General features: G+C 57.8%; 20 protein-coding genes. 11 read left to right on the plus strand and 9 right to left on the minus strand.

The window, feature by feature from the left end:
• The 4 genes from EN808_RS28765 to EN808_RS28780 all read left to right on the plus strand — a co-directional run bounded on the left by EN808_RS28765 (position 1) and on the right by EN808_RS28780 (position 5,624).
• On the plus strand, positions 1–1,797 hold the full coding sequence (locus EN808_RS28765) for a thiamine pyrophosphate-binding protein (protein ID WP_135917427.1): 1,797 nt from the start codon (positions 1–3) through the stop codon (positions 1,795–1,797).
• A gap of 135 nt (positions 1,798–1,932) precedes the next feature.
• On the plus strand, positions 1,933–3,429 hold the full coding sequence (locus EN808_RS28770) for a 4-hydroxyphenylacetate 3-hydroxylase N-terminal domain-containing protein (protein WP_135906878.1): 1,497 nt from the start codon (positions 1,933–1,935) through the stop codon (positions 3,427–3,429).
• Positions 3,416–4,015, plus strand: coding sequence for a flavin reductase family protein (locus EN808_RS28775; RefSeq protein WP_272483028.1), 600 nt, complete (start codon positions 3,416–3,418; stop codon positions 4,013–4,015). The genes EN808_RS28770 and EN808_RS28775 overlap by 14 nt, the downstream gene beginning before the upstream one ends.
• A gap of 184 nt (positions 4,016–4,199) precedes the next feature.
• A complete protein-coding gene (locus EN808_RS28780; RefSeq protein ID WP_135917429.1) occupies positions 4,200–5,624 on the plus strand; it encodes a UbiD family decarboxylase in 1,425 nt (474 codons plus the stop codon).
• 640 nt (positions 5,625–6,264) lie between these two features.
• On the opposite strand, the gene EN808_RS28785 is transcribed toward EN808_RS28780, so the two are convergent.
• Entirely contained in the window at positions 6,265–7,725 is a 1,461-nt protein-coding gene (locus tag EN808_RS28785; protein WP_135917431.1) for an aldehyde dehydrogenase family protein, read from the minus strand.
• 238 nt (positions 7,726–7,963) lie between these two features.
• Here EN808_RS28785 and EN808_RS28790 point away from each other — a divergent pair, with 238 nt between their 5' ends.
• Positions 7,964–8,587: a MarR family winged helix-turn-helix transcriptional regulator gene (locus tag EN808_RS28790; protein ID WP_135917433.1), complete on the plus strand. Its 624-nt coding sequence runs from the start codon at positions 7,964–7,966 to the stop codon at positions 8,585–8,587.
• A 288-nt stretch (positions 8,588–8,875) separates the two neighbouring features.
• Here the strand turns inward: EN808_RS28790 and EN808_RS28795 are convergent, their stop codons facing one another.
• The 7 genes from EN808_RS28795 to EN808_RS28830 form a co-directional block, all read right to left on the minus strand.
• A complete protein-coding gene (locus EN808_RS28795) occupies positions 8,876–9,433 on the minus strand; it encodes a TetR/AcrR family transcriptional regulator (RefSeq protein ID WP_245521032.1) in 558 nt (185 codons plus the stop codon).
• A gap of 633 nt (positions 9,434–10,066) precedes the next feature.
• Positions 10,067–10,639, minus strand: a complete 573-nt coding sequence (locus tag EN808_RS28800) for a TIGR02444 family protein (protein ID WP_135917437.1) — start codon at positions 10,637–10,639, stop codon at positions 10,067–10,069.
• Positions 10,640–10,749: 110 nt separating this feature from the next.
• Positions 10,750–11,322: a UbiX family flavin prenyltransferase gene (locus EN808_RS28805; RefSeq protein WP_135880828.1), complete on the minus strand. Its 573-nt coding sequence runs from the start codon at positions 11,320–11,322 to the stop codon at positions 10,750–10,752.
• A gap of 1,244 nt (positions 11,323–12,566) precedes the next feature.
• Positions 12,567–13,607, minus strand: a complete 1,041-nt coding sequence (locus tag EN808_RS28815; protein WP_135917439.1) for a DUF3445 domain-containing protein — start codon at positions 13,605–13,607, stop codon at positions 12,567–12,569.
• A gap of 38 nt (positions 13,608–13,645) precedes the next feature.
• Positions 13,646–14,611, minus strand: coding sequence for a PDR/VanB family oxidoreductase (locus EN808_RS28820; RefSeq protein ID WP_135917441.1), 966 nt, complete (start codon positions 14,609–14,611; stop codon positions 13,646–13,648).
• Complete coding sequence (locus tag EN808_RS28825; RefSeq protein ID WP_135917444.1) at positions 14,608–15,213, minus strand: dimethylamine monooxygenase subunit DmmA family protein; 606 nt, start codon at positions 15,211–15,213, stop codon at positions 14,608–14,610. The genes EN808_RS28820 and EN808_RS28825 overlap by 4 nt, the downstream gene beginning before the upstream one ends.
• A 4-nt stretch (positions 15,214–15,217) precedes the next feature.
• Positions 15,218–16,351, minus strand: coding sequence for an aminomethyltransferase family protein (locus EN808_RS28830; RefSeq protein WP_135917446.1), 1,134 nt, complete (start codon positions 16,349–16,351; stop codon positions 15,218–15,220).
• 908 nt (positions 16,352–17,259) lie between these two features.
• Between EN808_RS28830 and EN808_RS28835 the strand changes: the two genes are divergently transcribed.
• The 3 genes from EN808_RS28835 to EN808_RS28845 are packed head-to-tail and all read left to right on the plus strand — an operon-like array spanning position 17,260 to position 22,027.
• Positions 17,260–20,010: a phosphoenolpyruvate carboxylase gene (locus EN808_RS28835; RefSeq protein WP_245525143.1), complete on the plus strand. Its 2,751-nt coding sequence runs from the start codon at positions 17,260–17,262 to the stop codon at positions 20,008–20,010.
• Between the two features lie 39 nt (positions 20,011–20,049).
• Positions 20,050–21,354 carry a serine hydroxymethyltransferase gene (gene glyA, locus EN808_RS28840; protein WP_135906890.1) on the plus strand — a complete coding sequence of 435 codons (1,305 nt, stop codon included), beginning with the start codon at positions 20,050–20,052 and terminating at the stop codon, positions 21,352–21,354.
• A 25-nt stretch (positions 21,355–21,379) separates the two neighbouring features.
• The gene (locus EN808_RS28845) at positions 21,380–22,027 is read left to right on the plus strand and encodes a response regulator transcription factor (protein ID WP_135906892.1); all 648 of its coding nucleotides are present in this window, start codon (positions 21,380–21,382) and stop codon (positions 22,025–22,027) included.
• Positions 22,028–22,408: 381 nt separating this feature from the next.
• Here the strand turns inward: EN808_RS28845 and EN808_RS36480 are convergent, their stop codons facing one another.
• Complete coding sequence (locus EN808_RS36480; protein WP_189522235.1) at positions 22,409–22,810, minus strand: hypothetical protein; 402 nt, start codon at positions 22,808–22,810, stop codon at positions 22,409–22,411.
• A 358-nt stretch (positions 22,811–23,168) separates the two neighbouring features.
• Here EN808_RS36480 and EN808_RS28855 point away from each other — a divergent pair, with 358 nt between their 5' ends.
• The 3 genes from EN808_RS28855 to EN808_RS28865 are packed head-to-tail and all read left to right on the plus strand — an operon-like array spanning position 23,169 to position 26,535.
• Entirely contained in the window at positions 23,169–24,359 is a 1,191-nt protein-coding gene (locus tag EN808_RS28855) for an aminotransferase class V-fold PLP-dependent enzyme (RefSeq protein ID WP_135917448.1), read from the plus strand.
• A gap of 12 nt (positions 24,360–24,371) precedes the next feature.
• Positions 24,372–25,337 carry a CoA ester lyase gene (locus tag EN808_RS28860; protein ID WP_135917450.1) on the plus strand — a complete coding sequence of 322 codons (966 nt, stop codon included), beginning with the start codon at positions 24,372–24,374 and terminating at the stop codon, positions 25,335–25,337.
• Between the two features lie 13 nt (positions 25,338–25,350).
• Positions 25,351–26,535, plus strand: coding sequence for a malate--CoA ligase subunit beta (locus tag EN808_RS28865; protein WP_135880819.1), 1,185 nt, complete (start codon positions 25,351–25,353; stop codon positions 26,533–26,535).
• The last annotated feature ends 11 nt before the right edge of the window (positions 26,536–26,546 follow it).

The raw sequence follows: 26,546 nt of genomic DNA on the forward strand, positions 1-26,546 counted from the left end.
ATGCTTGAGTCCGTCATCAAGTCCGGCCCGTCGAAAGACGGGCCGGAGTGGGGGTCGGATGTCGTCGCTGCAATGCTGCACCGAATGGACATCGAATACGTTGCTGTAATGCCCGGTGCATCCTTCCGGGGAATGCAAGACTCGTTCGTCAACCACATAGGGAATAAGGATCCAGGTCTTCTTCTGTGCATTCATGAGAATTCCGCCGTGGGCATCGCCCGCGGTTACGCCAGGGCCTCCGGCAAGCCCATGGGGGTCATCTTGCATAATGTCGTCGGTCTCTTGGCCGGCTCCATGGGAATTTTCGACGGTTGGATCGACCGGAGCCCTATGCTCATCATCGGCAGCACGGGACCCGTAGACGCCGCGAAGCGACGGCCGCTGATTGACGGCATGCATACGGCAAACGTTCAGGGCAATCTGGTCCGCGACTTCACGAAATGGGATGATCAGCCCGCCTCGTTCGCAGCTCTTACAGAAGCTCTTCTCAGGGCAAATCGCATTGCGCGGCAGGAACCGCCAGGCCCTGTCTATGTCTGTGTTTCCACTGATATTCAGGAGGCACCGGTCCCAAGTGATTTTGTTCTGCCGGATCAGACCCGTTTCGCGCCCGCTGCATCGCCGTTTCCACCTCCTGAACTGGTTGAACAAGCAGCCTCTTGGCTCTGCAAGAGTCGATTTCCCGTCGCTATTGCCGACCGGTCCGGACGAGACGAGACTTCGAGCAAGGCGTTGGTGGATCTTGCGGAGATGCTCGCCATGCCTGTCCTTGACCAGGGCTGGGCATGGAGGAGCTTTCCTAGTCCGCACGACCTTGATTTCACCGGAGACGAGAAGGCGATTTTGTCGAAGGCGGACGTCGTTCTTGCGCTCGATTGTACGGATTTGGCCGGCGAAACGGCCGACCTGCCCGCAGGTGTTAAGATCATCAACATCTCGAGCGATGAGCTGCTACATCGCGGCTTTACCGCCGAATATCAAGCCCTGCCAGCTGTAGACCTACCTATCCTCGCTTCTCCGGCAACGGCCCTCCCAGAGCTCCTGCGATGCTGTAAAGCCAAAATTGAAGCCGATACGTCGTCGGGAGCTCGGGTAGAGGGCCGGCGTACTCAACTAAGGGCGTTCAAGGCCGAGCTATCTGCACGACAAGCGGCGCTAATAGCCTCGAACCGTGCAGGGCAACGGCTGACCGAGACATCACTTTGGACGGGCTTGGCGGAACAGCTGGCGAATGAACCGTACTGTATCACTGTCGGCAATTCGCGTCGCCAAGCGCCTGGTGTGATGAAACTCGGGACGGGTTTGAGCCTCGACCTGTCCGGAGAAGCTGGCGGCGCCGTCGGCATGATGGTTCCCGTAGCGATCGGCAGTGCGATCGTTGTCAGCAAAAATGGCCAGCTCCCCGTCGCAGTCATAGGTGACGGAGAATTTCTTGCAGGCTCCTCGGCGATTTGGACGGCCGCCAAATACCGCATTCCAAGCCTGATTGTGGTCAACAACAACAGAAGTTTCCTCAGCGATGAGCATCATCAAGTCCGAATGGCGGAACTTCGTAATCGTCCCACGGAGAACGCCGGCGTGGCAATGAGCCTGGTGGACCCGTCATGCGAGATTGTTTCTGTTGCGAAAGGCTTCGGAGCAATAGGTATTGGACCCATTACTAGCTACGACGAGTATCTGGCAGCGCTGAGTGAGGCGATCCCAATGGTTCGCGATGGTAAATGCGTCGTGGTGGAGTGCCTTACTGAGTATCGCAAGCTCAATGTCTTCAAAGAGCGGGATTCCGGGCGAACCTGACAGGCGGGTCCTATTTGCAATCAGGGCACCCCGCAGACCGAGAGATAGGAAAGCGGGTCGCCAAAAATTCTGCTTGACCAAAATAGCTACAATATGTATGTATCTAATTAGATCAATCAAGTAGGAGTGCATTCGATGAATCCTGGTCTCCATGCCATCGACGCCGCAAAGGCTCAGTCTTCAAGGAGCATGCGAACGGGTGAGGAGTATCTAAACTCGCTTCGGGACGGTCGCGCCGTCTTCGTTGATGGCGAACGTGTTCGTGACGTCACGACGCATCCTGCTTTCGCGGAAGGGGCAAGGTCGGCTGCTCGGCTATTCGACATCGCCTCTGACCCTGCGATGGAGGAGCGGATGACTTTCGTGTCGCCGACCTCTGGCAACCGCGTGTTGCGCGCTTATCAAATTCCTAAGAGCCACGCGGATCTTAAGGCACGGCGATTGGCGTCTGAAACGTGGTCTGAGGCCTCGTTTGGGATGATCGGCAGGTCACCCGACCACGTATCTGGTTTCTTCTGCGGCTATGCGGCACTTCCGGAAGTTTTCGCAGCCGGCGGCAAGGAATACGGCGAGCGCGTGGTTTCTTTCTACGAAAAGCTGCGCGAAAATCACCTTTGGGCGACCTACGCCATTGTGCCGCCGCAGATCGACCGGTCTAAGCCGGCGCACAAACAAAGTGATCCCACTCTCTACGCAGGTGTCGTGAAGGAGAAGGATGGCGGGATCGTGATTTCCGGCGCCCAGCAATTGGCTACTGCCGGGGTTTATTCTGACTACCTTTACCTAAGCTGCATTCACCCACTTCAGGCGGGTGACGAGAACTACGCCATTGGCGTCGCCATACCCATGAACGCTCCAGGTCTGAAGCTCTATCCTCGGCGTCCCTTCGCTCTGCAAGCTACCAATACCTTCGACTATCCGCTTACGAGCCGGTTCGATGAATCTGATTGTTTTGTGGTGTTGGACAACGTGTTCGTGCCGTGGGAAGAAGTGTTCATCTATCGCAACATTGAGGTGTGTCGCGACCAGTGGTGGAAGACACCCTCGCATCTTTATGGCAACCTTCAGGCGCAGGCTCGCTACGCGACCAAGCTCCGCTTTATGGTCGGCTTGCTGCAGCGAATGAACGAAACTACCGGTAACTCAGGGCTTCCGCCTGTGATGGTACAGATGGGAGAACTGACAGCCCTGGTGTCGATCGTGGAGAAGATGCTGGAAGCGCAGGAGACCACAGCGACCTATGATGAGCGCGGTTTCATGTGGCCTGATCCAGCGGCGCTTTATTCGGTGATGGCGCTTCAATCTGAGATCAACCCCCGCATGATAGAGGTGGTGAAAGAGCTGACCGGTGCAGCGATGATCACCATGCCTTCCTCGGTGAAAGATCTCGACAGCCCGGAGACTGCCTCCGATATTGAGCGCTACATGGCGTCCGGAATAACGTCTGCTCGCGATCGCATTCGGCTAATGCGGCTGGCGTGGGACTTCGTCGGCTCTGAGTTTGGTAACCGGCATCAACAGTACGAGAAGTTCTACGGCGGCGCGTCGTTCATTGTTAAGCAGAATATGCTGCGAAGCTACGACATGCGCCGCGCAACTAACTTGGTGGACAAAGCTCTTGCCCTCGATTAGTTCACTCCAGGCCTCAGGGCCTTCGCACAAACGAAGCGGCCAGCCCGTCACGTTAGAGGACGGCCGGGAACTTCGGAATGCTTTCGCGACGTTCGCGACGGGTGTTGCGATCGTTACCACCTGCGTCGGCGACGAGATGATCGGTGCGACTGTTAGTTCGTTCAACTCGGTTTCGCTTGTCCCTCCGCTTGTGTCGTTCAGCATTGCGCGGACGGCTCGGGCATTGGAAGCCTGGAACGCGACTGACCGGTTCGGCGTAAGCATCTTGGCGCGGGCGCAGTCCGAGCTTTCTAGCCGGTTTGCCAGGAGCATGGCGGATAAATGGAGCGGAGTCGAAATCCGTGAGGCTAATGTGATCAACGTTCCCCTGATCGGGGGAGCGCTGATGTGGTTTGAATGCGAAGTCTACGCGCGCTACGATGGAGGGGACCATATTATCCTTCTCGGGCGTGTTCTTGCCGCAACTCGCAACTCCGAAGCCGGGACCGATCCCCTCCTTTTCCACGGCGGTACTTATCGGCATCTCGCGCCCCCAGTGGGTTCGGAAACAATTCCAGACAACGCGATGTGGCCGCACGGATGGTAGGTACGCGACACGCTGCCCACCATAGCCGCCAACGCGGTGTCTGCTGTGCCCCGCCAACGGGACTGCCACATCATTGTCTTTCAATGCGGCTTGGGGAGTCGACGCGTCGCCGTTGCAGGTTGACCCTGCCAAATAGGGCATCTGAACCACTGCACATGCATCATTTGTCTGATAGGGGCTCGCCATGAATGTTGCCTACCGAGATCTTCGCGAATTCATTGGGTTGGTGGACGACATAGGCGATCTCCGGCGCGTTTCAGGCGCATCCCTTATGCATGAGATAGGCGCTATCACCGAAGTCGCTGCCGGCGACGCAAGCTGTCCAGCCCTTTTGTTCAACGACATTCCCGGCCAGGCGACTGGCAACCGCGTTTTCACCAACGCAACGGTCAGTGCGCGGAGAGCAGCGCTGGCCCTTGGCATAGATTACAACCTGCCAGCACTGGAAGCACTGAAGCTTTGGAAAACTCGACGCACGAGCTTGAAGCCGATCGCGCCTGTAGAGACTAAAGACATCCCAGTTCTGGAAAACGAAGCGCGTGGCCAGGATGTTGACCTCTCTCGTTTCCCAAGCCCAGTCTGGCACAAGCTGGACGGGGGCCCCTATATCGGGTCTGGCAGCGTCGTCCTGACGCAAGACCCCGATACTGGCTGGGTCAACTGCTCGATCTACCGCGTCCAAGTCCACAGTCGAAATCGCGTCACTATTCAATTCGATCACAACGGACGTCATGGTGCGATCATTTCGAAGAAATATTGGGATCGCGGCCAGGCCTGCCCCGTGGCCGTCGTCAATGGCCAGGACCCATCACTGTTTATCGCTGGCTTTGAGTATCTCCCGGAGGGAGCATCGGAACTTGACTTTGCGGGCGCCATCCGCGGAGCGCCGGTAGAGGTGTTCAAGGGGCCGCTTACTGGCCTTCCGATCCCCGCACGGGCGGAGATAGTCCTTGAAGGGCGATTACTGCCGATGGCTGTTGAAAGCCTTCCAGAAGGGCCGTTCGGGGAGTTCACCGGCTACTACGCGGCCGATTCTCGACCAGGCCCGGTGATGGAGGTGGACGCCACTTACTTTCGCAACGATCCAATACTTTTCGGCTCTCCGCCTTTGAAGCCACCACGCTTCCATTTCGGATTGTCGTTCCGTGCTGCCAGCATCTGGAGCAACCTGGAAGCAGCTGGTGTCACCGACGTAGTAGGAGCTTGGCAGCACGTTTCGCAACTGATGACAGTCGTCGCAATCCGGCAGCGCTACGCCGGTCATGCTAAGCGCGCAGCGCTCATTGCGGCCGCGCATAGCTATATGGGGCGTCTAGTGGTCGTGGTCGATGAAGATATCGATCCCACAAGTCTCAATGACGTAATGTGGGCCATAACCACGAGAGCCGAACCGTCTGAGGATGTGGACATTATCCGGAACGCTTGGAGCTCTTCGCTCGATCCTCGCATCCCCCCAGCGCATCGGGATATTGGTTTGACCTCACATTCGAAAATGATCATCGATGCCTGCATTCCGTTTCAGCAGCTGGGCACCTACGCGCCCACCACAGCGCTTGGCATCCAAGAGGCCCAAGGAATCCGGCAGAAGTGGCCGCAGGTATTCAAGTAGAAGGGCGGCCTCCAATCTCATGCGAATGCCGGCGCCGATAACCGGAGTGAGGTCTGGGTATAATTTATTCGCACAGACCCTGAGCCGACGTGCCCTTTCCGTAGCGGTAGTTGCGGATTGGTCATCGTGCTGGTGATCGGCGCTGTTGGAGGCTCACTGCCAACTTCGCGAACTGTTCACATTCCTCGTCATTTTCCTCGGTCGCGCCTGCACGGCTCCAGCTGACCAGCAAAGCAGTCGACCGTGGCATCGGCAAATTGCACAGTACGCCAGCTTCTGAACTCGGAGGATTTGCACTGCCGTTAGGGTGCCTACATCCTACATCCATCTTGGCGCCTTCGCTCTCACCGGAGGCACCGGATCCCGGTCGGCGTCGCCTTGAACAGTGCGGCTCTCTGGCGTCCCCTGGCGAGACCGAGTGAGCAAATAGGGCCGAGTCGCTGCGGACAACAATGTCAGTTTGTATCCGAAACTTATCCAGGTCGACTGGCGACGGACATTCAACCAAGGACGCTGACATGTCGTCGCGATTTGGACCCATTGTCGAGCACCATCAAATCACCGTGGAAGTGAACGTGCGTTGATTTGTCGGCGTTCGTAGGAAGACCCGCATCCATATTGCGGGTCGCCCCCGAACCCATCAGAAAGCAATGTTGACATTCTTGAGCTGAGTGCATGCAAGAAGTTCCTCGATGGATTCCTCCCGTCCGAGGCCGGACTGCTTGTAACCACCGAATGGCGCGCCAAGGAAATGCGTGCTCGAGCCGTTGACCCAAATATACCCAGCCTCGACCCTTGCGGCCGCACGGTGGGCGGTACTCAGGTTTTCGGTCCAGATCGAGGCGGTCAACCCCAGCTCTGATTCGTTTACAGCCTGGAACAGGCTCTCTTCGTCAGACCAGCGAATGATGGACATTACCGGACCAAAAATCTCTTCGCGCGCAATTCGCATGGACGGCGAGACATCTTTGAAAATTGTCGGAAGGTAGAAGAAGCCTCCAGAAAGCCGGGGATCCTCTGGCCTCTTACCACCGAAGATCAGCGTCGCTCCGTCCTCCTTGCCGTACTCAACGTAACGCTCTGTCTTTGCCAATTGCTCTGCACTGACGAGGCATCCCATGTCCGTGTCCGGGTCGGATGGAATGCCGGCCGTGAGTTTCGACACGGATGCCACGATGTGCCCAATGACCTCGTCGTAAATACTCTCATGCAGGAAAACACGAGACGTCGAACCGCAGGACTGGCCACACCATGTAAAATTCATGCCCTGGACCGCGCCAGCTGCGACCTTCGCGGGGTCTGCATCGGGAAAGGCTATCAAAGCATTTTTGCCCCCTAGTTCGAGACTGAGTTTCTTTAACGTCCCGGCCGCGGAGCGAGCGATGGCCTTTCCTGTGGCGACCGACCCGATCAAGCCAACCATGGCGACTTTCGGGTGCTCGACAAGCGCTTGGCCGCATTCGAGTCCTCCCGGCAAAACCGTGAATACCCCGGGTGGAAACAGGTCGCCAACCAGTTCTGCAAACAGCAGCGTGGACAGTGGCGCCTGGGCGGGCGGTTTCATAATAATTGCGTTACCCGAAACGAGCGGGGCGGCTGCGCGTTGGGCGGCAAACAGAAATGGATGGTTATACGCATTGATACGCACGACCACGCCGAGGGGCTCCCTCACCGTGTAGTTGATTGAATCTGCACTGAAGGGGATAGTGGTTCCCTTTGCTTCCGTCGCAAGTCCTGCGAAGAACTCGAAGGTGGCGGCTCCGGATTCGGCGTCCTTAATCATCCGCTTGTATGGGCCACCAGAATCGACAGAATCTGTCAGAGTTATCCGCTCGGCATTGGCTCTGATGATTGCTGCCGCCTTGCGCAAAAGTGCGACCCGATCTTGCAACTTTGTTTGTCGCCACTCTCGGAAGCCTGCCTGTGCGGCGTCTACAGCGGCGTCAACATCCGCCTTACCTGCAATCGCGGTGATGCCAAGACTTGCTCCGGTAGCAGGATCGAAAACCTCTTCGCTCAAACCCGTCAGAGACTCGTGCCATCCGCCACCATAATAAAGCTTGCGGTGCGAGGGGAGGGCAGCCTGGATATTGGATTGCATGAGGGTCCTCGTGGCGAGCGTTCAATCTAGAGGCTATAACTACAAAATGTACGTTTCTTATCAAGCTTTTTTTGGAACGAGAACGGAAGGATCGCAAGGGGGAACACAAATGTCGCGGATATGAGTGTCCTGCGGAAATCCCCAATCCCCTCTTTGATTGAGTTAGCTTTGTGATGTAACTAGTGCTCCTTGGGATTGTACGCTTATCCCCTACGGCTGCGCAGATAGAGGTATATGGATGGCGAAAGTGACAACGACCAAGGAAGTCGCTCAAGGGAGAGTACGAAAACGCAAGTCGCAGCCAGCGCCCTTTTCTCCCCCGTTAACCGTTTCACACCGCGAGCTCTTGTACAAAGGTAGCGACGACCGCTTTCGACAGGTGATTTACCTTTTCGTTGAGGTGCTGGGACGCTTTTCGGTCTGCCGAGATGCGTTTGGTCGCTCGATCGGTCTGACCGGTTCGCAGTTCGCCGTCCTCGCCGGCGTTGCATACCGCCAAGGTGAGCAGGGCGTCACGATAAAGCGTTTAGCTCAATACATTCATCTCGCGCCGACGCACGTAACGACGGAGGTCGGCCGGCTTATCCGTATGGGCCTCCTGCAAAAATTCGCTGCTGACGATGACCGCAGAAGTGTGCTTGTCAGTTTGACTGCGGTTGGCGAGGAGACGGTCGTAACTGTCAACCACTTCGTCCGCCGCGTAAACGACGTCTTGTTTGAAGGTGTGTCCGCAGAGGATCTGGAGCGCGCGGAGGGCGTTTTCAACCGTCTGTCGCGCAACAGCGAGTTCGCCATAGCCGAGCTTAGAGTGGCCGAGCGTGAGAGCGCTGAAGGTGATAGTAGGTGGGGCATGGGCCGGTAAGGGGGATACAGCGCCAGTGCGCCCTCAGCACATTTGAGCCTGCAAGCGTTTCAAAATTCCCAACCAGTCGACCTGATAATTCCAGCATTCGACATTGCCGCATCTAGCCGAATTTGCGTTCACCTCTTGTTGTTGGTGACGCTGACGTCCAGCACCACCATTTACCGCGATCGAACGATGCGCTTGAAGGCACCTGTCGATGCCAGCCATGAGGGCAACCCGAACGCCGTGGCCTGGCGCGTAAGAACCGCTTCCCGCGCCCGCGATATCCCGACATGTCTGAAGGAGCTAGCGAACCTGTTTTTGAATCAAGTCGACGCCGCCAGCGGTCATGCCGTGGGCGAACCATGATGCGACCTGATTGAGATTTGGCCTGACCGCATCGGCTACGAGCAGATGCGCCACTGAATAGGATGCTATTATTTCGATAGCATGCTGCACATCGATAGCGCTGTGCACCTCACCTCGGGAAATCGCTGCTGTGAAGGCAGTCTCCATTTGGCGAAAAGTTTGAAAGACCACCTGTCGAAGCGACGATTTCACTAAAGGGGCTGACACAGCCTCTGCGAACATACACTGCAATATCTGGCCTGATCCACGAGACCAGCTGTTAAATACCTGCGTCAGGCAGGCGGCTATGTCCTCTTCAAAGGAATCTTTAAAAATTGGGGCGGCGCCATGATTTCTCCTCTCGTAGATATCTTTTAGCAAAGCAAACTTGTTTGGCCACCATCGATAGATCGTTGGCTTGCCCGCATGTGCTCGTCGTGCCACCGCCTCAAAGGAAAAGCCTGCGTGACCAGCCTCCAACACCAGGCTTTCAGCCGCCTTTAAAATAGCGTTCATTGTCTCGTCGCTTCTCCTCGGTCCAACTGAATGCCTGCTCATTGCCATCCACACCTTTCCGTCGAAACCGAAGCCGCTCAACGAAATGACAGGTGCCTTGCACAGCGGGCTACGGCACCCTTCCCGCACTTCGATCTTGCGCTAGATAGCTACATCATATACATTTATCGAAAGGTCTGTGGTTGTATAACTAGCGGTGCCTATTAGATGTTTGGCAAAGGTCTCATCCAGGTGCACGACGACTCGACGGGATGCGACTACTTCATCCTGGCCATCGACGGTCAAACTTTTGTAGCTCATCGGTCGAAACCAGATTTTGGCACGAGCTGTAAAAGCGATAAATCGCTAGTTCCAGATCGGCCTCGACGTGCAATTAATTTTTCGATCGCGAGATTCGGCATCACAGCACAGTACCAGGGCTGGGCAAAGAATTTGCAGTGCCGATCGGTGCGTGGAATCGCGAATTTGTTGAAGCAGCTCGTTCGCACTATGTCATCGCGATCGAGGCGTTCTAGATGGTATTCCGCCCGAACCTAGAGCTTTGGCGCTAACGCGCTTGGGTCGCCCACTGGAGCCTCACAGCGGCCACTGCTATCGGTAAGCCATCGTTGTAGTGGCCGGTGAGGCATAAAATCATCCGATCGAGGATACCGAAGCGGACAAGTGTGAAAGAGCGGTCAGTGGCGGCACGCCGCAACAGAGGGCGATAATTGCGGCCATGTCGTCAAAGTCCTGAACATCCATCTTGCGGCCAAGATGCGAGCTGTAGAGCGCGATGTTCAAGGCAGCCCTTGACGCGGAAACCCGGAGCCCAGACGGTAGGGTGCCAGTATGTTCGACGGCACCTCCAACTAGAATCGTTTGCTCGGCATGCTCGGTGTCAATCTCGACCTTCAGAAGTGCACGGTAGAGGTCGCCTGTTTGTCCAGCCGGCAGGTTTGCCATGCCGCCTTTTGACGCCTTGCGGGCCGCGCGCGTTGGGAGAACCACCGTGCGGTGCCACCGCACAGCCGGAGCAATTATTGCGTCGAACGCATTTTGGTCGAGGTAGGTTGCTGAAGGATCGGACCACCAGAGGCAGAAAAATGCGATATTTACATCAAGCCCAAGCGCATCCTGCAGATTGATACAACGCTCCTTCACTCCTGGGCGGGCGTAGAGTTCTAGAGAAAAACTCCACAAGTCCTTCTCTGCGACGTGGGGCATTTCGTCCTCCCAAGTTCGATCGGGTGCGAGTTAAACCAGCAGTGGGCAAGCCGCGGGCAGGACTGTTCACGCTGTCATTTGTGCGCGAGGGGTGCGTATAGTGCTGGAACCTATGCTCCGGACCACCTGACGAGATCCGGAGGCCTCATTCCAAAGAGATCGAGCGCCCTGCCCACGGTATGATCAACAATGTCATCAATCGTCTGAGGGCGAATATAGAAGGCGGGAACCGGTGGCATAACGATAGCACCAGCTTCAGTCACCTGCACCATGCTTTTAAGATGCCCAAGATGAAGCGGGGTCTCTCTCACCAACAGGACCAGCCGTCGCCGTTCCTTCAGGACGACGTCTGCCGCGCGCGTCAATAAGCTCGAAGTAGTGCCATGCGCTATCTCCGAGAGGCTCCTGATGGAGCAGGGCGCCACAATCATGCCAATTGTTTCGAATGAGCCACTTGAAATCGAAGCGGCAACATTTTCGTTGCGATGAACAACGCTAGCTAGTTCCTCAATCTCTTTGATCTTGAGTGAGACCTCATGCGTGGCCGTCAGCTTCGCTGATTTACTCATAACAAGGTGAGTTTCAAGATTCAGACGGCGTGCGATCTCAAGCGCCCGTATCCCGTAGATAATGCCCGAAGCTCCGCTAATTCCCACAATCAGGCGTTTCGACGATCCGGTCAAATGCTACCTCCAAAAATCAACCAACCTATCCTCGACGAACTGCAAAACATATCAAGGGGTGCATCGCCTGAGCAGGTGCAAAGTCGCGGTCCATCTTAAACGTTGCTTGAACCGCGGTTGCTTCAGGAGATCGCTCAACGAAGATTGGGGACGACGCTTAGACGACCGTTAAATGCAGCCAATCCAATGGCGGGGCGGTATATGCTCCTCGCTGTCCACCGTCACGCTAACATCCAGACCGCAGAAGTCAAGACATGTGAGCGAATAACATTTCATGATAGAACATCGTTGTAGGTAACGGCTTCCCTGCGCGCACAACGAGCTATCTCCCAGGGACGTCTCGCGCTGCACGTGGCGGTTGGCTTGAATGGCTTGAATGCGGAGCTTCGCCATCGCCTTAAAGGCAGGAGCCATGCCGGCAACTCGTGAATAGGGCGGAGGTCTTGTTCATAAACTGGAGCACTGCCTCGGGCGATGTTTCGAATCAACCTTCGCCTACAGGGTTCAACATTATGCATTCCACCTTGTGCTCGAGCTAGGCAGCAAGCTTCAGAAGCCGTGGTAACCCGCTCTCGCGGCGGGTGAAAGGTCAGCTCGCGCGAGAACCCGGGTCCCAGCAGCGGCATCAACTCGACGCTCTCGATACGGGCAGCGCCCTGGTGCAGGCAGAGAGGGGGCGTAATGGCGACACAGACGCCGGTCGCCACTCTGGCGGCGAGTGCGTCGGAGGTGTCGAATTCGAGCATGCGCGGCGGCTCCGGGCGTGGCGGGCGAAGATGCCACTCGACTTGCGTGCCGCTATGCGAGTGCGCTTTGTGCCAAATGAGCTGATGGTGAGAGAATATCTCGCGCCCGGCAATCGGGACCGAGGTTTTCGAGACTAACAAGAAACAGGGCGCGCTAAACAGCGGATGACCGATGCCGCCGTCACCTCCTCGACGAAGACCTAGTTAGCGCCCATCCGGGCTGGCATGACGCTTTGCGATCCCACCTTAGCTCTGGCCAATCATCCCGCTGCGGCCCGTGTTTGTGTTCACAAAATGGTCTAGGTCAGATCGTGGCAAGATCGAATCCGTAAAAAATGGGCCACTCTTTGTTGGAGCGGCCCCAGCTGGGGAGACAAATCAGATGATCAAAACCGTCCGTTTGGCGTTATTCCAAAGCAAGTTCCGACAGGACCCAGTGCATCGACAAGAGTTCGATACCTTTCCGGCTGATGTCTTGCTGCGACTGCGTCGGTAGGGTCAGTTCGGCCCAAACCCGGGCGAAGTCGGGCTCCCGTCGTCGAGTTTAGACAGCCAATCGATCAGGGCCGGGCGGTAGCGTGTAAGGCCCTTGTAGGTTGCAAGTTCTTCGGGCAGGTCGCGGATGACGCGGTGCAGGCGCCGCGCCCATTTCGGCTGCGTCACCAGTTCGTCCATCTTGATGAGGTAGCAGCGGATCGGGAAGACGATGCCGTTGGAGCGCGGCAGCCGCCAAAAACTCTGCAATTCGACGCGCAGATGCACCTTGTCGCCGACATTCTCGGGCGTCACCGTGGTGCGGTCCGGTCCCCATTTGTGGTAATTCTCCGGGCTGGTGTCGAGGCGCGGATTGACGGTCATCGTCCAGTTCAGTCGCCTGGCCGGTTTGCCCTGCTGGATATTGGTGAGGAATTTCAGCGCCCTGACGAAAATCCCCTTCTCGTGCGCCAGCGGCACTGGCGCGTGCCACTCGAAGAAGTTCATGCCGATGTCGAAATCGAGCGACCAGTCGGCCTGGGTGGTGACCATGCCGGCATCCATCCACAGATTGCCGTCGCGCTGGTCGAGGATGCAGAAATCGCCCTGGCTCTGGCGGGTGATGTATTCCATCGGCCCGTAAGGCAGCGTCGAGGTGTCGCCGAAGGTGAAGGTGTCATCGATGCCGAGCGGCCGGTTGATCCAGCGCCAGCGATCGCCGTTTCGCTCCAGGGTGAAATGCTCGGGGTAACCCAGCGCCTGCTGTTCCATCAGAAGCTCAAGCAGGTCCCAGCCGGCCAGCGTCATGTGCGGCAGCGACTGGCAGCGCAGCGGGTCCTCGGCCAGCACCAAAGCGCGGTCCTGCATCTCGGCGACATAGTGCTCGTCGACGTCGATCAGGTTTTCCAACACGCTGCCCTTGGGACCAACAACATGCGGCTCGATATTGACCGCATACATGTAGCTGTCTTCGTGGAACGGAAACGGGAAGCGCTTGATCTGCTCCGGGCTGTTCCTGAAGGTAAAGTCGCCCCGGAACGTCTCTTTTCTAAAGTCAATTCCCATAACATCCTCCTCCTGACCGACGAACGCGCCGATATGCCTCAGCGTTCAAGCACCAACGATTTGCCCTCGAAGCGGGAGACGCATGGCATGATCTTGCAGCCTGAACGGTGGTCTTCCTCGCTCAGCCAATGGTCGTTGTGGATGAACTTGCCGTCATACGAGATGACGTTGGTCTCGCACTGGCCGCAGACGCCGCCGCGGCAGAGATATGGCGGATCGACACCGGCGGCTTCGATGGCTTCAAGCAGGCTTTGCTGCTCGCCGATGCGGATGGTCTTGCCGCTGACGGCAAGTGTCACGTCGAAAGGCAGGCCGGGCTGGGGCGCCGCGAAATGCTCGTAGTGTACGGTCTCCGAGGGCCAGCCCAGCTCTGCAGCGCGGGCGCGGACCCAGTTGATCATGCCGGCCGGGCCGCAGACATAGAGATGCGTGCCCAGCGGCTGCGACGACAACAGCCGGTCCAGCTCGATGCGCTCGTCGCGATCGTCGTGATAGAGCCTGATGCGGTTGCCATAGCGCTCCTGCAGCACGTCGGCATAGGTGCCGAGCGAGACGGTGCGGCAGGTGTAGTGCAGTTCGAAATTGCCGCCGGACCCGGCGAGCTGCGCGGTCTGCGCCATGAACGGCGTGATGCCGATGCCGCCGGCCAGCATCAGATGCTTCTTCGCCCTGAGGTCGAGCGAGAACAGATTGACGGGGTAGCTGACCACCATCTCCAGGCCGGGCTTGACCGACCGGTGCATGAACAGCGAGCCGCCGCGGCCGACATCGTCGCGGCGCACCGAGATGGTGTATTCGCGCGTGTCGAGCGGCGAGCCCATCAGTGAATAAGGATTGAGCCTTGTGAGGTCGCCGTCGCGCATCTCGACCACGACATGGGCGCCGCCGGAAAAGGTCGACAATAGCTCGCCATCGCGGCGGCGAAAATGGAAGCGGGTGACGAGGTCGTTGACCGGAACGACATCGCTGACGACAACATCGAGCTTGGTGGTGCCGGTGCTCATGGGAAGGCCTCCTCCATTGGAGGAATTTCCGAGCGATCCTCGGCATTGATGCACACGCCCTGGAACGCCGCGAGACGCCGCGAATAATGATCGCGCACCAGAAGCAGCAAGCCGCAATGTGCGCAGGTCGCCGGCTGCGTCGTGACATTCTCGGTGATGCCCTTGCAGTGCACGCACTGCATGCGCCGCGCCAACGAGCCGCGATGCTCTGTTTGCATCGAGGTGTGATCGATGCCGGCTTCGAGCGCCACCTGCATGGCCTGGCCGATCAGCCCTTCGGTGCCGGCGAGGTAGAGGCGCAGGCCCATATGGGCGTTGCTCAGCGTCTGTTTCAGTCGCGGCAGCAGGCTGGCGAAGGACGGCGCCTGATGAAACTGCCCCGGCTTCAGCGCTTCGAGAGCGGCGACGTGTTTGCCGTCCGGATCCGGGATATAGACGATTTCGGCGCCTTCGAAAAATCCGGCCGGCGCTCTTGCGGCCATATCTGAAATAGCAAGAGCTCCTTCCGCGTCAGCAACAAAAAGGTGGTGGCTTCCGGTCTGCGGGGACAATGTTCCGAAGACCGGCCGACTGAGAATCGTCTTTACCGGCGTGGTGTCCAACGCCTCATCCCTTCGCAGTGCGCTTGATCTTCTTGGGGTCGTCGAAGGGCAGCGGCTGCGCCGTCGCCTTGATCGAGCCGCTCTTGTTGCGGATTTCGAGCTTGGTGTCCTTGACTGCACAGTCGACGTCGAGCCGGGCGATGCCCATCGATTTCTCGACCAGCGGCGAATACATGGCGCAGGTCACCACGCCTACCTTTTTGTCGTCGCGATAGACCGGCGCGCCCTCGTCGGCCGGCTCCTTGCCGTCGAGCAGAACGCCATAGATCTTGAAGCGTTCCTTGCCCTTGAGGCGGTAATGCTCTTCGGCGCCGCGGAAGCCAGTCTTGCCTGGGCTGACGGTGAAGTCGAGGCCGAGCTCCCACAGCGTGTCACCGGGGCCTTCATTCTCGAACGGATACTTTTGCGAATTATCGTAGGGGTAGAACAAGAGGTAGCTTTCGACGCGCAGCATATCGAGCGTGGTGAAGCGGCAAGGAATGATGCCGGCGCTCTTGCCCTCGTCCAGGATCCTGTCCCAGATCGTGCCGGCATCCTGACCACGGCAGAAGATTTCGTAGCCGCGCTCGCCTGTATAGCCGGTGCGCGAGATCATCACGGGCAAGCCGAACAGCTGCGTTTGCATGTGATGGAAATAGTTGAGATCGCGAATGCCAGGCACATGCTTGGCCAGATAGTCGACCGCTGTCGGACCCTGCAGCGACAAATCGTGCAGATTGTCGTCGAAGCGAACGGAAACATCGCGGCCGATCGACGCCCGGGTCAGTTCTTCATGACCAGACCCTGAGCCATGGACGACCATCCAGGAATTGGTGGATATCCGGTAGATGACACAATCATCGGTGAATTTGCCTTGGTCATTCAGCATGCACGCATAGACAGATTTGCCGGGATAGATCTTTTCGACATCACGGGTGGTTGCGAGATCGATGAGATGCGAGGCGTGCGGCCCTGTGATGTGCACCTTCTTCAGGCCCGACACATCCATAAGTCCGGCCTTGGTGCGGATGGCGATGTACTCCTCGTCGGCATCCTTGTCGTAGGTCCAGGCGGTTCCCATGCCGCTCCAGTCTTCGAGTTTCGAACCCAGCGCCCGGTGGCGATCCGCCAGGGTCGAAAATCTCCAGGATGCCGTCATCAGTAGTCCTCCTCCGAAACTGTCCCAATCGCGTCCGCGCTTTGCCTAAGGCTGGCGCCAAGTAAGCCATACTGAACTGAAATTCGAGCGCAGTGCAATACCCATATGCAATAAAGTTTACTGTAAGGCAACTTTTCGGTTTGCGAGCCTACCGCCGAACTCGTAAAGAATGCCTGCCCTAAAGGAACAGTTATGCGCTTTCAGAAATGAGGCTAGAGCGTCGAGATGGTTGGAGTGACCTCGTAGTTCCTGTGACGACTATGAAAGCCATTAAATTCAAGGTCTTGAAAGTGGAAGCGCGCGGCTGCGGGGCACCGCCGCGAGCCCTCAATCATGTCCGCCAGGCAGTTGACGAGGCCTTCGTATTCCCTGTGGATTGCTAGAAAACTCGCGTGCGGGAAACGATCCTGATGATGGCGAATGAGTTCGTTGGCGTCCTTCCCCAGCAGGATGGACGCGCCCCCCTTTGAGCTAGAGTCGACAAGAACCGTTCTGGCCAAGTGGGATGCATCTGTCTGGCCTCAACGGGAGCTTCGCAAACAGCCAAGGGGCTTGCCACCTCTGTCATCTGAAAAAGGGGAAATGGCGATGGTCCGGCGAAAAGTTCGTCGTTCGCGTCGACACAACTGCTTGGCGATGTGCCAAATGCGCGGCGAACCGCGTCAGACCCGCAGCTGATCTGCTGGATCCCTGTGTCGCTCCTGTCGGGGACTCCATCCGGAGGATGGCTGGTGCTGCTGAGCGGGACATAGGCTGTAAGCATCTGAAAAAATTACATTTAATTATATCCTACGCCGCCGACAATATGCTACTTGAAGCGTTGCTTTTACACTGATATGAATATAAAATTCATTGCAGGAATATCAGAAACCCCTCAAGTATGCCCCAGGGGCCGAAGGGTCACGAAGATGATCATGCTCCCGGAACAGGACCATCGCCCAAGAGACGAGCAGGGCGATGTTTTGGAAGAAAATCGGCCAATGAATTTCCGTGAAGATGCCCGCAGCTTGCTGTTCCGACTGCTCTTGTCGGTTGTGGCCGAACGCGAGCCAGACATAGCCGAAGTGCTGAATGGGCAAGTCGATCTCGACACATTGCCAAAGGAACGGCGCATCGCCGCTCTGCAGGCCGCTGGCATCTGGTTTCAGCTCCTGGCCATTGCCAGAGAACTGGCTGCAATGCGCTCACGCCGGGAGCTTGAGCAGGCCGGCGGGGCCGACGAGGTGATCGGGTCATTCTCCAATGTGGTTGGCCAGATCGCAGCGCAAGGCTACTCGGCCGCGACTGTACAGGAGGTCCTGAACGGGCTCTGTGTCGGACCGACGATGACGGCGCACCCTACCGAAGCAAAGCGCGTGACGGTGCTTGAGATTCACCGGCGCATCTACCGCAAATTGACGGAACTGGAGCAGCAGCGATGGGCGCCACGTGAGCGCGATACTCTGGTCCGCGATCTGAAGAGTGAGATCGAAATCCTGTGGATGACCGGCGAGCTAAGGCTGGAGCGCCCTTCCGTCGAGCGAGAGATTGCCTGGGGATTGCATTTTTTTCGTGAGGTGATTTTTGAGGCGACGACGCAGCTCTATGAGACCTTGGAGGGAGCATTGCGCCGGCACTATCCGCAGCATGATCTCAAGACGCCGTCGTTCATGCGCTATGGTTCCTGGATTGGGGGCGATCGCGATGGCAACCCCTATGTGACGGCAAAGATCACTGCATTTGCCTTGTCTGAGTGTCGCAACGCGGCCATCGAATGGTATCGGGAAAAGGTACGGCGGCTGGTCACAGTTTTGAGTGCCAGTTCCAATGTTGTCGATATGCCGGAGTTCTTTGGATCTGCGCTGACGGTGGCGCTTGATAAAAGCGGTGATGGACAGCAGATCGCGACGAGGAATTCGAATGAACCTCTTCGGCAGTTCGCTGCAGCCATGCTGTGTCGGCTTGATGCGCTGCATGGCAGGGGAAGTGGTGTTGCCTATCAGAATGAAGAGGGTTTCAGGAAGGACCTGCTATCGCTTTCGAAGGTGCTTGACGCCATCGGAGGCAATCTGATTGCCAAACGCTTCGTCCATCCGCTGGTGAGGCAGCTCGATACTTTTGGTTTTCGCACCGTGTCGCTGGATATCCGACAGAATTCGACGGTGGTCAATCGCGTCCTGGCGGAACTGTTCGCAGCAGCCTCGCCGCATGTTCCGGCGTGTCAACCTGGAAGCCCACAGTGGTCGGCGCGCATACGCGAAAGCCTTCACGCCGGCGAACGGCTCGAGATCAAACGAGACAATCTTGGTGAGGAAGCCCGTGAACTCCTCGATCTGTTTGATGTCATTCGCGACGCTGCGCTTGAAAGTGGTAACACGTCGATCGGCACCTTCATCCTGTCCATGACACAGTCTCCCGAGGACATTCTGGCGGTATACCTCCTTGCCCAGTATTGCGGTCTGGCGACCGCTCTCGATGGATCTGGCACGATCAGGCTCAAGGTCGTGCCCCTGTTCGAAACGATTGGCGATCTGCGCTCAGCACCAGAGATCATGGATCAATTGCTGGCGACGTCGATTGTTCGTCGATCGATACGTGACTTCGCCAACCGTCAGGAGATCATGCTCGGCTATTCTGACTCCAACAAGGATGGCGGGTTCCTCGCCTCTAACTGGGAATTGAGCAAAGCCCAGAAACGACTCACGCGGACGGGTCAGAAAAACAAGATCAAGATCAGCTTCTTCCATGGTCGTGGTGGATCGGTCAGCCGTGGCGGTGCGCCGACTGGAAGGGCGATCGCGGCCCAGCCCGCGCAAACAGTTGGTGGCGTGATGCGCGTGACTGAACAAGGCGAGGTGGTGTCTTCGAAATTCGCCAATCGCGGAACAGGGCTCTATCAGCTCGAAATCCTCGCCGCGAGTGTATTGGCCCACAGCGTCAAGTCGGCCGACGAGGCCGAACTTAAGGACAATCCGGAATTCGAAGAAGCGCTCGATGCCCTGACCGGCATGTCGCAGGCCTCCTATGCCAGCCTGATCAACGAGCCGGGATTCATCGACTATTTCAACCAGGCGAGTCCCGTCGAAGAGCTCGCCCTCCTGAAGATCGGGTCGAGACCTCCGCGTCGTTTTGGTGCAAGCAGCCTTGCTGATCTTCGAGCCATACCGTGGGTCTTTGCCTGGAGCCAGAACCGTCATCTTCTGACGGGATGGTACGGTATCGGCAGCGCATTGAATTCGTTCGTCTCCGTGCGAGGCGATCATGGCATTAATCTGCTGAAGCAGATGTTCGAGCGTTCGCGTTTCTTCCGCCTGATCGTCGATGAGGTGGACAAGACGCTATACCAGGCTGACATGGAAATTGGCCGCCTATATGCCGGGCTTGTCACTGATCCTGAGACAGGCGAGCGCATCCATAAGAAGATTGCTGCCGAATATCAGCTGACGCGCCGCATAATCGGGGAGATCACCGGCCCGGTCGACCTGTCGCGACGCTTTCCTGCGTTTAAGCGCCACTTCGACCGAACCCGACCGCAGATGGACGACATCCACAAGCTTCAGGTGAAGTTACTGCATGAGGTCCGAACGCATGATGGTTCGAAGCCAAGTCCTAAGCGGGCAATCAATGCGCTTCTGTTGTCGATCAACTGCATATCCGCTGGCCTTGGATGGACCGGCTAGCATCAGAGCTCGCTATTGTACTGAATAAGGAGGACACAAATGAATATTCCGACAAGACCGGACCTTGGCAGCCTCGGCCAGTTCTTTCGCACAGGCGTTGCAGAATCCGATCCGGCCGTCGACGCCGCGATGAATCGTGAACTGCAAAGGCAGCGGGACGAGATCGAACTGATCGCTTCGGAAAACATCGTTTCAAAGGCGGTGCTGGAGGCCCAAGGGTCTGTCCTGACCAACAAATACGCCGAGGGATATCCTGGCCGGCGTTACTACGGCGGTTGCCAGTATGTCGACGAGATAGAAGAACTGGCCCGCAATCGTGCCATGGAGCTGTTCGACTGCACTTATGCCAACGTGCAGCCCAATTCTGGCAGCCAGGCGAACCAGTCGGTCTTCATGGCGCTGATGCAGCCGGGTGACACGTTCATGGGGCTCAACCTTGCCGCCGGCGGCCACCTCACTCACGGATCTCCAGTCAGCCAATCGGGTAAGTGGTTCAACGTTGTCTCCTATGGCGTGAGGCCGCAGGATCAGCGGATTGACTATGATGAGGTGCGTCATCTCGCAATCAAGCATCGGCCGAAACTCATTCTGGCTGGCGGCTCGGCCTATCCTCGCATCATCGATTTCGAAATCTTCCGCAACATCTGTGACGAAGTTGGCGCCAAACTCTTTGTCGACATGGCCCATTTTGCCGGTCTGGTTGCAGGCGGGGTACATCCCAATCCGTTGCAGCACGCGCATGTCGTGAGCACCACCACGCACAAGACGCTGAGAGGTCCGCGCGGTGGCATGGTGCTGTCCAATGACGAGGAGATTGGGAAGAAGATCAACTCGTCGGTGTTTCCAGGCATCCAAGGGGGACCCTTGATGCATGTTATCGCAGGCAAGGCGGTTGCATTCGGTGAGGCGTTGAAGCCCGCGTTCAAAACCTATGCCGCCAATGTTGTCGCAAATGCCAAGGCTCTGGCCGAAACCATCGCGGCTGGTGGGGTGGACATCGTGTCCGGCGGCACGGACACCCATCTGATGCTCGTCGATCTGCGCCGCAAGCAATTGACCGGAAAGACTGTGGAAGCCGCTCTCGGTCGCGCTCACATCACCTGCAATAAGAACGGTATCCCCTTCGATCCGCAGACCCCTGCAGTCACTTCTGGGATCAGGCTCGGGACCCCCGCTTGTACGACGCGCGGCTTCATGGCCGAAGAATTTCGTCAGGTAGGGAAATTGACGATGAAGGTTGTCGACGGGCTTCTGGCAAACGGGGAACAAGGCAACAAGGCCGTCGAGAACGAAGTTCGCGAAGAAGTGGGCACGCTGGTGCGCAGGTTCCCCATCTACGATTAAACCGGGTTCAGGATCGACAATACCCATGGCCGAAGTGAACAGATTCAAGGTTATGATCGCGGACCGCAACCCGCTGGTCTTAAGTGCCCTTTGCGACATGATAAACAAGGATCAGCGTTTTGAACTCGCACAATGCGTTCAGAGCGGGGAAGCCTTCATCAAGGCGGCTTCCGAGCCGGTCTGCGCCTTTGATGTCGCGGTCGTCGGTTGGAAGCTGTCAGATATGGATGGTGGCGAGGTCCTGGCCGCGTTGCGAAGGCTCGAGCTTCACGTGCGTGTCGTGGTCTTCTCCAATGAGCACGACACCGCCATTTTGAAACAGTGCGTTCGCATGGGAGCACAAGGCTTTTGCTATCAGTTCGACGATCCATGTATTCTCTTCGAAACGTTACTCGTCGTCGCGAGAGGCAGGATCTGCATACCTTTCATCGATGTCGCCAAAATTAACGATACACCGTTGTCAAAACTTACACCGCGGGAGCGAGAGTTGCTGGCCGTTCTGGCGGACGGTTGGACCAATCTACAGATCGCGACGCGCACCGGTCTTTCCGAAAACACGGTCAAATACCATCTGAAAAATCTCTACGACAAGCTCGATGCACGCAATCGTGCTATGGCCGTGGCGCTGTATGCTGCAGAGAAGAAGCGGGGCGTGCCGCAAACTATCCGCTAAGTCCGGCAGACGACCTGGTGTCATTCACTCCACGTTCTGGCGCAGGCGGTCGGTCATTGAAGAAGGCCGCTTCACGCAGGGTTTGTTCTTGCCATCAGGCTCCAGCATGCGCCTGTCCGATTTCGCGCGCCAGACGCCCGCGATGCAGCACGCTTTTGGGTCGAACACGCACCCGCCGGTGATTTAGAAATATTCCTTTTAAGAAAGAAATATTATTTGTAGTATTCGTTTGGTTAAGCTATGGTTGGGCCGATAAAGGCAGAACGTCTCCTGCGAGACAGGTGCTATATGCAGGCATGTCTTTGCGAAACGCCGAGCGCGGAGTTCGTCATTTCCATGGAAATTGCCAACGTTTGCCCAGGCGGATTTCATCAACGTGGCTCATGCGAGGCGTCGCGCTTTCTGCCGCCGCTTCACGACGGGCATGCCCCATTCGGGCTTCATTTGTCTTTCCAGGATGCATTGGATTCTTACGAAGAATGGGCGGCTGAGGCCGACGAACCGTCGGTTGCGGTTGACGGTCAGCATGTGACGATCAGCTCCGTTTTCTGCCGAATGAGTGATTGCAAGGACCTGCTTCCCCGGCGCATGCTCGATGCACTGGTCGTTCTGGTTCCGCCAGAGGCTCAGAGATCGCTTGAAGCGGGTCGGACCACGTTTGCAAACGGGAGCCGACTGTTGTTGGCCATGTGCCATCAACGCCGCACCTGTCGTCGACAGATGCATAGTGACGAGCTGGCGCTCAATCACGTCGATTCGCTCCGGATGGAAAATATAATTCAAAAAATATTATCTCGGATTTATTGTTCCAAAGAGATATCGGCACCTCAGGTCAATATTATTTAAAATTCTAGTTGTAAAAAAAACATCGAAGTCATTCACAAATTTCTCTGGCTAGTACAGACAGTCATACTGATAACTGTCAGTGGTCTTGCGTGCGGTATAATTGAAAAGGGTAGGTTTGTCCTACCCTTTTGGGTCATGATGGAGTGCTCATATGGGCCTATTTCGAGGCGGGATCTTTGTATTTTCTCCCCGGATGGGTGTTGTTTCGAATGGGCCGAGATATCTATGCTCCAATCGGAACCAGGCGATGCCTTCAGAGCCGGGATTCGCCAAGCCGATATGAGGAGAATCTGTCATGGCCGGATACAACCATCTTTTCATCCCAGGACCGACCAACGTTCCTGAACGGGTCCGGCAGGCGATGAATGTTCCGATGGAGGACATGCGCGCCGGATCATTTCCGGAATTCACGCTGCCGTTGTTTGAAGACATCAAGAAGGTGTTCAAGAACGAGACCGGCCGCGTCTTCATATACCCCTCGTCAGGCACTGGCGCCTGGGAAGCGGCGATGACCAACGTGCTGAGCCCCGGCGACGGGGTGCTGATGTCACGGTTCGGCCAGTTCTCGCACCTTTGGATCGACATGGCCGACCGTCTCGGCTTCGTTGTGGATGCAATCGATTGCGAGTGGGGGACCGGTGTTCCGCTCGAGCTCTACGCCGAGCGGCTGAAGGCCGATAAGGGGCACCAGATCAAAGCGGTGTTCTGTACGCAAAACGAAACCGCCACCGGCGTGACCAGTGATGTCGCTGGTTGCCGTGCCACACTCGACGCGATTGGTCATCCTGCGCTGCTCTTCGTCGACGGTGTGTCATCGATCGGCTCAATCGATTTCCGACAGGAAGAATGGGGTGTCGACTGCGCCGTCAGCGGTTCCCAAAAGGGCTTCATGATGCCTGCGGGTCTCGGATTCTTATCGGTCAGCAAAAAAGCCATCGCCGCCTCTAGAGAGGCGACCCATCGGCGCTGCTATTTCTCGTTCGAGGACATGATCCGCGCCAACGATGCCGGCTATTTCCCCTACACGCCGGCGACACAGCTGCTGCGCGGCCTGCGCGCCTCGCTCGATCTGATCGCTGAGGAAGGGCTCGACAACATCTTCGCCCGTCACCATCGCCTCGCCGAAGGCGTGCGCAAGGCGGTCGACGCCTGGGGCCTGAAGCTGTGCGCAAAGGCGCCGAAATGGCACTCCGACACCGTCAGCGCCATCCTGGTGCCGGAAGGCATCGACAGCGGTGACGTCGTCAAGCGCGCCTACCAGACCTATCAGACCTCGCTCGGCGGCGGCCTCAACAAGGTGATGGGCAAGGTCTTCCGCATCGGTCATCTCGGTTGGCTGAACGAGGTGATGGTTCTGGCGTCACTGTCCGCCGCCGAACTGGCGCTGCTCGACTGCGGCGTCAAGCTGGCGCCGGGCTCCGGCGTCGGCGCCGCCATCCAGCATTTCCGCGCCTCGGCCGCGATGCCGGTCGCCGAAGCCGCCTGAGGGGAACCGACGATGAGCCACACCATCAACCATTTGAAAAAATTGCGGCTGCAGCGCAGCGAGCTGGCGGTTCCCGGTTCCAGCCCGGAAATGATCGACAAGGCGGCCAGCAGCGCCGCCGACTTCGTCTTCCTCGACATCGAGGACGCGGTCGCGCCGCCCGACAAGGAACGCGCCCGCAAGAACATCATCCAGGCGCTCAACGACATCGACTGGCGCGCCAAGGGCAAGACCGTCTCGGTGCGCATCAACGGGCTGGACACCCATTACATGTACCGCGACGTGGTCGATGTGATGGAGCAAGCCGGCGACCGGCTGGACACCATCCTGGTGCCCAAGGTCGGCGTCCCGGCCGATCTCTACATGGTCGAGGCCATGGTCAACCAGATCGAGATGGCCAAGGGTTTCAAGACCCGCGTCGGCCTCGAGGCGCTGATCGAGACCGCGCTCGGCATGGCCAATGTCGAGGCGATTGCCGCCACGCCCGGCCGGCTGGAGGCCATGCATTTCGGCGTCGCCGACTATGCGGCAAGCTGCAAGGCGCGCACCGTCAACATTGGCGGCCTCAATCCCGACTATCCCGGCGACCAGTGGCATTTCGCGCTATCGCGGATGACCGTCGCCTGCCGCGCCTATGGCCTGCGCGCCATTGACGGGCCGTTCGGCGATTTCTCCGATCCGGAGGGCTACATCGCCGGCGCCAGGCGCGCCGCTGCCCTTGGCATCGAAGGCAAATGGGCGATCCACCCGTCGCAGATCGCGCTCGCCAACGACGTCTTCTCACCGCCGGAAAAGGAGGTGACGCGGGCCAGGCGGATCATTGAAGTGCTCAAGGAAGCGGAGGAGCAGGGCAAGGGTGCTGCGTCTCTGGATGGCAAGATGATCGACGCTGCATCGGAACGCATGGCGCGCAACGTCCTGGTCACGCACGAAGCCATCGAGCGTCCGATGCATTTACGCGAAGCCGCACAGAACTGAGGAGGAGTTCGACATGGACATCCACGAGTATCAGGCGAAAGAATTGCTCTCCCGTCATGGGATCCATGTGCCGCGCGGCGGGCTGGCCTATAGCCCCGAGCAGGCAACGTATCGTGCCAGCGAAATCGGCGGCAGCAAATGGGTCGTCAAGGCGCAGGTTCATTCCGGCGCTCGCGGCAAGGCCGGCGGCATCAAAGTCTGTGCTTCCGATCAGGAGGTGTGCGATGCCGCCGAGTCCATGCTGGGCAGGAAGCTGGTGACCCACCAGACCGGCCCACGCGGCAAGCTGGTATCGCGGCTCTATATCGAGGAGACGGTCGAGATCCAACAGGAAATCTATCTCGCCTTTGTGCTGGATCGTAAGGCCGAGAGGGTCATGATCATAGCTTCCGCTTCTGGCGGCATGGAGATCGAAGAAATCGCGGAGAAAAAGCCTGACTCGATCATTCGGGCAACAGTCGATCCCGGTACGGGTATGCAGCAATACCAGGCGCGCGAAATCGCCTTTGGTCTGGGCCTGGAAACCAAATTGATCGGAAAGGCGACCGAGACGCTTCTGGGTTGCTATCGGGTGTTTCGCGACTATGACGCCGCGATGCTGGAAATCAACCCATTGGTCATCACCGGAGACGGCAATCTGATGGCCCTGGACGCCAAGATGTCGTTCGACGAGAACGCCTTGTTCCGGCGGCCGGAAATCTCCGAACTGCGCGACAAGAGCCAGGAAGACCCACGCGAAACCTTCGCCAGCGACCGCGGCCTCTCCTATGTCGGCCTCGACGGCAATATTGGCTGCATCATCAACGGCGCCGGCCTCGCCATGGCGACGATGGACATGATCAAGATCGCCGGCGGCGAGCCGGCCAACTTCCTCGACATTGGTGGCGGCGCCTCGCCCGAGCGGGTGGCGAAATCCTTCCGCGCCGTGCTTGGCGACAAGAATGTCGAGACCATCCTGGTCAACATCTTCGCCGGCATCAACCGCTGCGACTGGGTTGCGGAGGGCGTCATCAAGGCAATACGGGAAGTCGGCGTCAACGTGCCGCTGGTGGTGCGGCTTGCCGGCACCAAGGTCGAGGAAGGGCGCCGCATCCTGGCCGATTCAGGCGAGGCGGTGATTGTCGCCGACACGCTGGCGGAAGCCGCCGAAAAGGCCGTCGCCGCCTGGCGCGCGGCCACCAAGAAAAAAGCAGCCTGAGGGAGGTCGAG

It is taken from the genome of Mesorhizobium sp. M8A.F.Ca.ET.165.01.1.1 (genome assembly GCF_004792065.1).
GTDB lineage: Bacteria > Pseudomonadota > Alphaproteobacteria > Rhizobiales > Rhizobiaceae > Mesorhizobium.

Coding starts and splice junctions, on each gene's coding strand:
- EN808_RS28765 (WP_135917427.1), top strand. CDS start 1: ATGCTTGAGTCCGTCATCAAGTCCGGCCCGTCGAAAGACGGGCCGGAG.
- EN808_RS28770 (WP_135906878.1), top strand. CDS start 1,933: ATGAATCCTGGTCTCCATGCCATCGACGCCGCAAAGGCTCAGTCTTCA.
- EN808_RS28780 (WP_135917429.1), top strand. CDS start 4,200: ATGAATGTTGCCTACCGAGATCTTCGCGAATTCATTGGGTTGGTGGAC.
- EN808_RS28785 (WP_135917431.1), bottom strand. CDS start 7,725: ATGCAATCCAATATCCAGGCTGCCCTCCCCTCGCACCGCAAGCTTTAT.
- EN808_RS28790 (WP_135917433.1), top strand. CDS start 7,964: ATGGCGAAAGTGACAACGACCAAGGAAGTCGCTCAAGGGAGAGTACGA.
- EN808_RS28795 (WP_245521032.1), bottom strand. CDS start 9,433: ATGAACGCTATTTTAAAGGCGGCTGAAAGCCTGGTGTTGGAGGCTGGT.
- EN808_RS28800 (WP_135917437.1), bottom strand. CDS start 10,639: ATGCCCCACGTCGCAGAGAAGGACTTGTGGAGTTTTTCTCTAGAACTC.
- EN808_RS28815 (WP_135917439.1), bottom strand. CDS start 13,607: ATGGGAATTGACTTTAGAAAAGAGACGTTCCGGGGCGACTTTACCTTC.
- EN808_RS28820 (WP_135917441.1), bottom strand. CDS start 14,611: ATGAGCACCGGCACCACCAAGCTCGATGTTGTCGTCAGCGATGTCGTT.
- EN808_RS28830 (WP_135917446.1), bottom strand. CDS start 16,351: ATGACGGCATCCTGGAGATTTTCGACCCTGGCGGATCGCCACCGGGCG.
- EN808_RS28835 (WP_245525143.1), top strand. CDS start 17,260: ATGATCATGCTCCCGGAACAGGACCATCGCCCAAGAGACGAGCAGGGC.
- glyA (WP_135906890.1), top strand. CDS start 20,050: ATGAATATTCCGACAAGACCGGACCTTGGCAGCCTCGGCCAGTTCTTT.
- EN808_RS28845 (WP_135906892.1), top strand. CDS start 21,380: ATGGCCGAAGTGAACAGATTCAAGGTTATGATCGCGGACCGCAACCCG.
- EN808_RS28855 (WP_135917448.1), top strand. CDS start 23,169: ATGGCCGGATACAACCATCTTTTCATCCCAGGACCGACCAACGTTCCT.
- EN808_RS28860 (WP_135917450.1), top strand. CDS start 24,372: ATGAGCCACACCATCAACCATTTGAAAAAATTGCGGCTGCAGCGCAGC.
- EN808_RS28865 (WP_135880819.1), top strand. CDS start 25,351: ATGGACATCCACGAGTATCAGGCGAAAGAATTGCTCTCCCGTCATGGG.